Genomic DNA, 9,166 nt, shown 5'->3' with positions numbered 1-9,166 from the left:
GTCGCTGGGGTGCCCCCGGCCGGCCCCACCCGGTGGCGCGGGCGCGGGGGGGCACACTCTTCCTCGGTCGCCCGCCCGGCTCCTCGCACGTCAGGCTGCGGCGCGGGAGCCGACCGCCCGGACGAGGGGAGCCAGCTCGGGGTTGCTCGCCGCCTCGTCCAGGGCCTCGCGCAGCGCGGTGTCGTTGGTGGGGCGCGCCGCGGCGAGCAGGCGCAGCCCCGCCTCGCTCACATCGGTGTAGATGCCGCGCCGGTCCGTGGGGCAGAGGTAGCGCGTGAGCAGCCCCCGGTCCTCCAGCCGGGTGACCAGCCGGGTGGTCGCGCTCTGGCTGAGTACGACGGCCTCGGCGACCTGCTTCATCTGGAGATGGCCGCCCTCGCCGTCGTGCTGGCGGCTGAGGACGTTCAGCAGGGAGTACTCGCGGACGCTGAGATCGTGCCCCGTCCGGAGCGCCCGCTCGATGTGCGCCTCGATCCTGCCGTGCAGCAGGGAGAGGGCGCACCAGCCCTGGGCGAGCCCGGTGAGCGCGGTGTCCGTGGCGGTCATGGCTTCCTCCTGCGTGCGGGGCGTAGGGCTCCCGGCTGCGTGCGGGGCGTAGGACTCCCAGGATAGGCCATCTCTGCAATAGAGCGCGTTTGCCTATAGTCCGCGTCTGCAAGTATTGTCCACGCTTGTAAGACGCTCACGCAATCGTTCGGCCGTCGATCGTCGGCCGGAAAGGTGACTCCATGCCACTCGCGCTCCTCGCGCTGGCCGTCGGCGCGTTCGGGATCGGGACCACCGAGTTCGTGATCATGGGACTGCTCCCGGAGGTGGCCGCCGCCTACGGCGTCCCGATCCCCACCGCCGGGCTCCTGGTCAGCGGCTACGCGCTCGGGGTGGTCGTGGGCGCGCCGCTGATGACCGTCCTCGGCACCCGGATCAGCCGCAAACGGATGCTGATGCTGCTGATGGGGCTCTTCGTCGCGGGCAACGTGCTCTCCGCGCTCGCCCCCACCTTCGGCGTGATGCTCGCGGGCCGGGTCGTCGCCTCACTCGCCCACGGGGCGTTCTTCGGGATCGGCTCCGTCGTCGCCGCGGGCATGGTCGCGCCGAGCCGGAAGGCCGGCGCCATCGCGATGATGTTCACGGGGCTGACCGTCGCCAATGTCGTCGGCGTGCCGCTCGGCACCTTCATCGGCCAGAACGCGGGCTGGCGGGTCACCTTCCTCGCCGTCGCGGGGCTCGGGGTGCTGGGGCTCGCGGGTATCGCCCGGTTCATACCGGAGCAGCCCAGGGCCGAAGGCGTACGGCTGCGCCACGAACTCGCCGCCTTCCGCAACGTACAGGTGCTCCTCGCCATGGCGATGACCGTGCTCGGCTTCGGCGGGGTCTTCGCCGCGATCACCTACATCACCCCGATGATGACCGGCACCGCCGGGTTCGCGGACTCGTCGGTCACCTGGCTGCTGGTGCTCTTCGGCCTCGGTATGGTCGGCGGCAACCTGATCGGCGGGCGGCTGGCCGACCGCCGGCTGATGCCGCTGCTCCAGGTCTCCCTCGGCGCGCTCGCCGTCGTACTGGCGCTGTTCACCCTCACGGCCCACCACAAGGCCGCCGCCGCCGTGACCCTCGTACTGATCGGGGCCCTCGGCTTCGCGACCGTACCGCCGCTCCAGAAGCGCGTCCTCGACCAGGCGTCCGCCGCCCCGACCCTGGCGTCCGCCGTCAACATCGGCGCGTTCAACCTGGGCAACGCGCTGGCCGCGTGGCTCGGAGGGCTCGTCATCGCCGCCGGACACGGCTACACCGCCCCGAACTGGGTGGGTGCCGCGCTGGCCGCCTCCGCGCTCGTCCTCGCCGTCGTCTCCGCCGCGCTGGAGCGCCGTACGCCGACTGCCGGGCGCTCGCGGCGCGCGGCGCCGGTGGCGTCGGTACGTTGAGACCGGTGTGACCGTTACGCCCCCTTTCTCCGTCCGTCCGGAGAACAAGACCCGACAGGCCGGTCGGACAGACCGGACCCGAAGAAGAGGAAACACCATGACCTCCGTCCCCCACGTCGTCCTCAACAACGGCGTCAGGATCCCGCAGCTCGGCTTCGGTGTCTTCCAGGTCGGCGACGCGGAGACCACCGACGCGGTCCTCGCCGCGCTGGAGACGGGCTACCGCAGCATCGACACGGCCGCCGTGTACGGCAACGAGCCGGGCGTCGGCCGCGCCCTCGCCTCCGCCGGGGTGCCGCGCGACGAACTGTTCGTCACCACCAAACTCTGGAACGACGACCAGGGGTACGACGCGGCCCTCACCGCCTTCGACGCGAGCCTGGCCAGGCTCGGCCTCGACCAGGTGGACCTGTACCTCATTCACTGGCCCACCCCCGAGCGCGACCGGTACGTCGACACCTGGCGCGCGCTGGAGAAGCTGCTGGCGGACGGCAGGACCCGCGCCATCGGCGTGTCCAACTTCCAGCCCGCTCACCTCCAGCGGCTGCTGGACGAGACGGGGATCGTCCCTGCCGTGAACCAGATCGAGCTGCACCCCGGCCTCCAGCAGGCCGTGCTGCGCGACTTCCACGCCCAGCACGACATCGCGACCGAGGCGTGGAGCCCGCTGGCGCAGGGGGCTCTGCTCAAGGACGGGACGATCACGGAGATCGCCCGGCGCCTGGGCAGGACACCCGCCCAGGTGGTGCTGCGCTGGCACCTCCAGCTCGGGAACATCGTGATCCCCAAGTCCGCCACGCCCGCGCGGATCCGGGAGAACTTCGACGTCCTCGGCTTCGAGCTGACCGACGACGACCTCGACGCGCTGACCGCGCTCGACCGCGGCATGCGCACGGGCCCGGACCCCGACACCCTCAACTGAGCCGGTCGCAAGGCCGGTCGCGCGGGTGTACCTCGCTCGCGTGGCCGGCCCCGCCGCGCGCGGGCGGCGGTCTCAGGCGCCGTCCTCCGGATTCCAGTCCAGCAGGCGCACCTTCGCCACCGTCCGCACATGGCGGCGCATCGCGGCGGCCGCCGCCTTGCCCCGCCGGCCCTCGATCGCTTCGAGGATCGCGCGGTGCTGCGCCAGCGACCGCGCCGGGCGGCCGGGCTGCCGCAGGGACTCGTGGCGGCTCTCCGTGATCTGCTCGGAGATGGAACGCATGAACTCGGCGAGCAGGGTGCTGTGCGCGGCAGCGGTCACCGCGGCGTGGAAGAGGCGGTCGCCCTCCACGCCGTGGCGGCCCGCCGCGATCTCCTGCTCCATGTGCCGCAGCGCGTCGTGCAGCGCGGCCAGATCCGGTTCCGTGTGCCGCTCGGCGGCGAGTTCGGCGAGCTTGGTCTCCAGCGCCTCGCGGGCCTCCAGCACGTCCGGGAGCCGCCGTCTGCGCTCCACCAGCCGCTCGACCGGCTCCGGGTCGAGACTGTCCTTGCGCAGATACGTGCCGCCGCCGTGCCGCACCTCGACCAGCCCCTGGACCTCCAGGACCACGATCGCCTGCTTGACGGAGGCGCGGCTGACACCGAGCCGCTGTGCCAACTCCCGTTCGGGCGGCAGCCGGTCGCCCGAGCCGAGCCCTCCCTCGGTGACATAGCTGCGCAGCCGGTCGAGGACCTGCTCGTACAAGCGCGGCCGGGCCATCGGACGCAGGGGGTCTGCCGGGTTCTCCCGCGGCGTCGCCACGGACCGTCGCTCGTCGGACATCCGGACGCCCCTCCCTGGGTCGATGTCTCGCCCGTTTCCTCCCGGTCCCGGGCGCGTCAGCCTAACACCGGGCGGTCAAGTGGCTGAGCCAATTCCCGTCCGATCCCTTGACGCCCGTCCCGGCCGATGGCCAATGTGGTCCAGCCACTTGGCCAGTGGTCCAGTCAGCCGCTCGACCCCTTGACCCGCGCGCCAGTCGGTCGTCGGCCCATTCCTCCCCGCATCGAGGGACCCAGGGACGGGAGCCCGCGCCATGTCCGCCGAACTCATCTCGATTCTTGTGCTGGTGGTGGTCTTCGTGATCGCCACCACCCGGTCCATCAACATGGGCGCGCTCGCCTTCGCCGCCGCGTTCGGCGTCGGAGAACTCGTCGCCGGCCTCGACGCGAAGGGCATCTTCGCGGGCTTCCCCGGCGATCTCTTCGTCGTTCTCGTCGGCGTCACCTACCTCTTCGCGATCGCCCGCGCCAACGGCACCACGGACTGGCTCGTCCATGCCGCGATCCGGCTGGTGCGCGGGAGGATCGCGCTGATCCCGTGGGTGATGTTCGCGATCACCGCGCTGCTGACCGCGATCGGAGCCGTCTCCCCGGCGGCCGTCGCGATCGTCGCGCCGATCGCGCTGAGCTTCGCCGCGCGCTACGGCATCAGCCCGCTGCTGATGGGCGCCATGGTCGTGCACGGGGCCCAGGGCGGCGGATTCTCGCCGATCAGCATCTACGGAACGATCGTCAACGGCATCGTCGAACGCGAGAAGCTCCAGGGCAGTCCGCTCACCCTTTTCCTCGCCTCGCTCGCGGTCAATCTCGTCATCGCCGGAATCGTCTTCGTCTGCTGCGGCGGGCTCGCACTGCGCGGCACCCGGTCCGGGCCGGCGCTGGACGGCGCGGTGAGCGACGACGGCAAGGAGCGCGAGGGGGAGGCGGGTTCGCAGCTCACCCCCGCCCGTACGGCCACCCTCGCCGCCCTGGTCGCGCTCGTCGTCGCCGTCCTCGCCTTCGATCTCGACGCCGGCCTCTGCGCCATCACCCTCGCCGTCCTCCTCAGCGCCTGCTGGCCCGACACCAGCCGCAGGGCGGTCGGCGAGATCGCCTGGCCGACCGTGCTGCTGATCTGCGGCGTCCTCACCTACGTCGGTGTCATGGAGGAACTGGGCACGATCGACTACGCGGGCAACGCCGTCGGCGGCATCGGCATCCCGCTCCTCGCCGCCGTACTGCTCTGCTACATCGGCGCGATCGTCTCCGCGTTCGCCTCGTCCGTCGGCATCATGGGGGCGCTCATCCCGCTCGCCGTTCCCTTCCTCGCCCAGGGCGAGATCGGCGCGATCGGCATGATCACGGCGCTCGCGATCTCCGCGACCGTCGTCGACGTCAGCCCCTTCTCCACCAACGGCGCCCTGGTGCTGGCCGCCGCGCCCGACGTCGACCGTGAGCGTTTCTTCCGGCAGCTCATGGCGTACGGGGGGATCGTGGTGGCGGCGGTACCCGCCGCTGTCTGGCTGCTGCTGGTGGTGCCAGGCTTCGGATGACCGGTCAGACCCGTCCACAGCAAGGAGAACGACGCGTGTCCCCTCTCTTCCCGGCCCTTGCCGCCCGCTCGCGGCGCCCCGCGCTCCGGTTCGGCGACCGTACGCTCACCCACGCCGAACTGGCCGACGCGGCCGGCTCCCTGGCCCGCCGGCTCACGGGTGAGCGGCGGGTCGCGGTCTGGGCCACCCCCACCCTCGGCACGGCGGTGGGGGTGGTGGCGGCGCTGCTTGCCGGGGTCCCCGTCGTCCCCGTCAACCCCAGGAGCGGCGAAAAGGAACTGGCCCACATCGTCGCGGACAGCGCCCCCTCCCTCGTCATCGCGGAGCCCGGCGTGGCGCTGCCGCCCGCACTCGCCGCACTGGAACGCGTCGACGCCACGGCGGACGTGACGGGCACCGGGACCGGGGACGCGGGGGAGGCCGGGAGCGGGGACGGGACCGGGGCCTTCCCCGAGCCCCCGCCGGAAGCCCCCGCGCTGATCGTCTACACCTCGGGCACCACCGGGCCGCCCAAGGGCGCGGTCCTGCCCCGCCGCGCCCTCACCGCCACCCTCGACGCGCTGGAGGACGCCTGGCAGTGGACCGCCGACGACATCCTGGTCCACGCGCTGCCCCTGTTCCACGTCCACGGGCTGATCCTCGGCATCCTCGGCCCGCTGCGCCGGGGCGGCTCCGTCACCCACCTCGGACGGTTCGACACCGCGGGCGTCGCCCGGGAGCTGTCCTCGGGCGCCACCATGCTGTTCGGCGTGCCCACGATGTACCACCGCATCGCCGAGACGCTCGCCGACGACCCCGCGCTCGCCGAGGCGCTGGCCGGCGCGCGGCTCCTGGTGTCGGGCTCGGCGCCGCTGCCCGTCCACGACCACCGGCGGATCGCCGCGGCGACCGGCCGCCGGGTCGTCGAGCGGTACGGCATGACGGAGACCCTGATGAACACGAGCGTCCGCGCGGACGGCGAACCGCGCGCCGGGACGGTCGGCGTCCCGCTGCGCGGGGTCGAACTCCGGCTGGTCGACGAGGCGGGCGCCGCCATCGAGGCGTACGACGGGGAGAGCGTCGGCGAGATCCAGGTCCGCGGCCCGAACCTCTTCACGGAGTACCTGAACCGTCCCGAGGCGACCGAAGCGGCCTTCACCGACGGCTGGTTCCGCACCGGCGACATGGCGATCAGGGATCCCGACGGCTCTGTCCGCATCGTCGGCCGCAAGGCCACCGACCTGATCAAGAGCGGCGGTTACAAGATCGGCGCGGGCGAGATCGAGAACGTCCTGCTGGAGCATCCCGGGGTACGGGAGGCCGCCGTCACCGGCGAACCCGACCCGGACCTCGGCGAGCGGATCGTCGCCTGGATCGTGCCCGCGCGCCCCGAAGCCCCGCCGACGGAGAAGGAGTTGGCCGACCATGTCGCCGGGCAGCTCTCCGCGCACAAGCGCCCGCGCACCGTGCGCTATCTGGACGCGCTGCCACGCAACGACATGGGGAAGATCATGAAGCGGTCGCTCCATGGCTGAGCGGCGCGGCGCGCGGGCGGCGATCGCGGCGGTCCTCGGCCCGGACGGCGGACCCTTCACCGAACTCCCGCCGTCCGAGGGGGTGTCCGCGCAGGACGGGCCGCTCGGCTGGGACGGGTACGACGCCGCGCGGGCCCGGGCGGCGGACCGTACCGGCGAGCGGGAGTCAGCCGTCTGCGGCACCGGCCGGATCGGCGCCACCGAAGCGGTCGTCATCTCCTTCGAGTTCGGTTTCCTCGGCGGCTCCCTCGGCGAGCGCGCCGGCGACCGGCTGGAGGCCGCCTACCGCCACGCGCGCGAGCGGCGGCTGCCGGTCGTCTCCCTGATCGCGACCGGCGGCAGCCGCATGCAGGAGGGCATGCGCGCGCTGCTCCAACTCCAGCGCGTGGCCCGCCACACCGCGCTGACCCGGGCGGCCGGGCTCGCCCAGCTCGCGGTGGTGCGCGACCCGACGACCGGCGGCGGCTGGGCCACCCTGGGCGCGGGCGCCGATGTCGTCCTCGCGCTGCCCGGCGCCCAGATCGGCTTCGCGGGGTCACGGGTACGCCCGGCGGACGCCGATCCGTACGCGTACACCGCCGAGGCGCAGCTCGCCGCCGGCCAGATCGACGCGGTGGTGCGCGAGGACGGACTGGCCGCGACGGCCGGCCGCTGGCTGGCGCTGCTCACCGGCGGCGGAGCGCACGCGGCGGACGGCCGGACCGACGGCGCCGCGCCGCCGCCCGCCGCGCTCGGCGGGGCCGGTCCCGCCGCCACCGGATGGGACGCGGTCCTGGCGGCCCGGTCGCCCGGACGGCCGCGCGCCGCCGCCTATCTGGACGCGTACTTCGACCACCGCGAGGAGATCCGCGGCGACCGCTGCGGCGGTACGGACCCCGGGATGCTCTGCGGTTTCGGCCGCAGGGAGGGGCGGACGGTCGCCTACGCCGCGCAGTGCGGCACCGCCACGCTTCCGGCCGGATACCGCACGGCCGCCCGGCTGATCCGGCTCGCGGAACGGCTGGGTGTCCCCGTACTGACCCTGGTGGACACCCCGGGCGCGGCCAACGACGCGCAGGCGGAGCGTACGGGGGCGGGGGCCGCCATCGCGGATCTCTTCGCGGCCGTGGCCACCGCCCGGGTGCCCGTCACCACGCTGCTGATCGGCGAGGGCGGTTCGGGCGGCGCGCTCGCCCTGTCCGCTCCTGACAACACCTGGGCCACACCGGACAGTTACTTCTCCGTCATCGCACCCGAACTCGCCACCGCCATCCTCAAGCGTGATCCCGGGCGCATCCGGGCGACGGCGGACCAACTCCGGCTGAGGCCACAGGACCTGGTGTCCCTGGGAGTGGTACGCGGCATCGTGCCCGGACGGGACGGGCAGGACCGGAGGGAACGGGACGGGTGAGAGGACCGATTCTCATGGGCCTCTCACCAGCCGTTCAGACAATATGCCTAAGCTGAGGGCCGTGACTTACACGACGCCGCCCGGCTGGCATCCCGATCCGGGGCACACAGGTGACGGTCCGCGCCAGGAACGCTGGTGGGACGGGTCCGCGTGGACCGACGAACTCCGCGCCACCCCCACCGGCCAGTGGGACCCACCGGCCGCACCGCCCTACCCCCTCGCGCCCCCGCCGGCACCGCGGAACAACGGACGGCGGATCGCTCTCGGGGCGACCGCCGCGGTGGTCGCCCTGGCCCTCGCGGGCGGCTTCTACCTGCTCGGACGCGACGGCGGACAGAGCGACGCCGCGGGCAGGTCGGGCTCCGGCTCCGCGCCGTCCACGGCGCCCTCGCCGCCGGGGCAGGGCTCCCCGGACCCCGACGGCCCCGGCGGCTCCGGCGGTTCCGGCGGCGGGGAGAGCGGCGGGCCCCAGCAGCCGCAGACCGAGGACGGCTTCGCCACCGACGGCGCCAGCGGCATCAGCCTCCCCGTACCGGACGGCTGGACCGGCGAGTCCGGGCCGGTCGGCGCCGGGGTGACCACCGGAAAGTACGACTGCCCCGGGGACACCTCGCAGTCCTGCGTACGGGGCGGTGTGTTCTCCGTTCCGGCCGCCGCGCTGAAGATCACCGCCACCACGGCCAAGGCGGCGGCCGAGCAGGACATCGACACCAACGCCAAGGAGTCGTACGGCGGTACGACCTACGGTGAGATCTCCTCGCACGAGCAGCTCAAGTCGGAGGCGGTCACCGTCGCCGGGCAGAAGGGCTACCTGGTGCGGTGGAAGGTGGTCACGAGCAAGGGCGACGACGGCTACGTGCAGTCGCTGGTCTTCCCCTCCCCGTCCTCGCCGGACCTGCTGGTCGTGGTCCGCTCCGGCTTCGACGTCAACGACAAGGCGCCCGAGCTGTCCGTCATGGACGAGATCACCCAGGGGATCAAGAAGGCCGCGGGGACCGGCGCGGGCGGGACCGGCCGGGGGGTCTGACCGCACCTCACCCCGTCGGACGGAGCAGTGGCGCGGGC

The 9,166-nt window shown here is 73.3% G+C and carries 8 protein-coding genes; 6 read left to right on the top strand and 2 right to left on the bottom strand.

All coding sequences use genetic code 11. The features are described from left to right. Positions 1-90: 90 nt before the first annotated feature. On the bottom strand, positions 91-546 hold the full coding sequence (locus ACFXPL_RS36310) for a MarR family winged helix-turn-helix transcriptional regulator (protein WP_384927447.1): 456 nt from the start codon (positions 544-546) through the stop codon (positions 91-93). 182 nt (positions 547-728) lie between these two features. Between ACFXPL_RS36310 and ACFXPL_RS36305 the strand changes: the two genes are divergently transcribed. Together ACFXPL_RS36305 and ACFXPL_RS36300 are read left to right on the top strand one after the other, a co-directional pair. Continuing rightward, positions 729-1,922: an MFS transporter gene (locus ACFXPL_RS36305; protein WP_384927446.1), complete on the top strand. Its 1,194-nt coding sequence runs from the start codon at positions 729-731 to the stop codon at positions 1,920-1,922. A gap of 97 nt (positions 1,923-2,019) precedes the next feature. Beyond that, positions 2,020-2,844 (top strand): aldo/keto reductase, encoded by an 825-nt coding sequence (locus ACFXPL_RS36300; RefSeq protein ID WP_384927445.1) that lies wholly within the window; start codon positions 2,020-2,022, stop codon positions 2,842-2,844. Between the two features lie 72 nt (positions 2,845-2,916). On the opposite strand, the gene ACFXPL_RS36295 is transcribed toward ACFXPL_RS36300, so the two are convergent. Next, a complete protein-coding gene (locus tag ACFXPL_RS36295) occupies positions 2,917-3,666 on the bottom strand; it encodes a FadR/GntR family transcriptional regulator (RefSeq protein WP_384927444.1) in 750 nt (249 codons plus the stop codon). A gap of 253 nt (positions 3,667-3,919) precedes the next feature. Here ACFXPL_RS36295 and ACFXPL_RS36290 point away from each other — a divergent pair, with 253 nt between their 5' ends. The 4 genes from ACFXPL_RS36290 (at position 3,920) to ACFXPL_RS36275 (ending at position 9,128) form a co-directional block, all read left to right on the top strand. After that, on the top strand, positions 3,920-5,197 hold the full coding sequence (locus ACFXPL_RS36290; RefSeq protein WP_384927443.1) for an SLC13 family permease: 1,278 nt from the start codon (positions 3,920-3,922) through the stop codon (positions 5,195-5,197). Positions 5,198-5,232: 35 nt separating this feature from the next. Then, positions 5,233-6,711 (top strand): acyl-CoA synthetase, encoded by a 1,479-nt coding sequence (locus ACFXPL_RS36285; protein WP_384927442.1) that lies wholly within the window; start codon positions 5,233-5,235, stop codon positions 6,709-6,711. Further along, positions 6,704-8,101 (top strand): carboxyl transferase domain-containing protein, encoded by a 1,398-nt coding sequence (locus ACFXPL_RS36280; RefSeq protein WP_384927441.1) that lies wholly within the window; start codon positions 6,704-6,706, stop codon positions 8,099-8,101. Before ACFXPL_RS36285 ends, ACFXPL_RS36280 begins: the two co-directional genes overlap by 8 nt. A 61-nt stretch (positions 8,102-8,162) precedes the next feature. Then, complete coding sequence (locus tag ACFXPL_RS36275) at positions 8,163-9,128, top strand: DUF2510 domain-containing protein (protein ID WP_384927440.1); 966 nt, start codon at positions 8,163-8,165, stop codon at positions 9,126-9,128. Positions 9,129-9,166: the final 38 nt, after the last annotated feature.

This window comes from Streptomyces sp. NPDC059092, from assembly GCF_042756365.1.
Taxonomy (GTDB): Bacteria; Actinomycetota; Actinomycetes; order Streptomycetales; family Streptomycetaceae; genus Streptomyces.
Note: the sequence above shows the minus strand (reverse complement) of the source record. Positions and strands in the feature narration are given on the sequence as shown.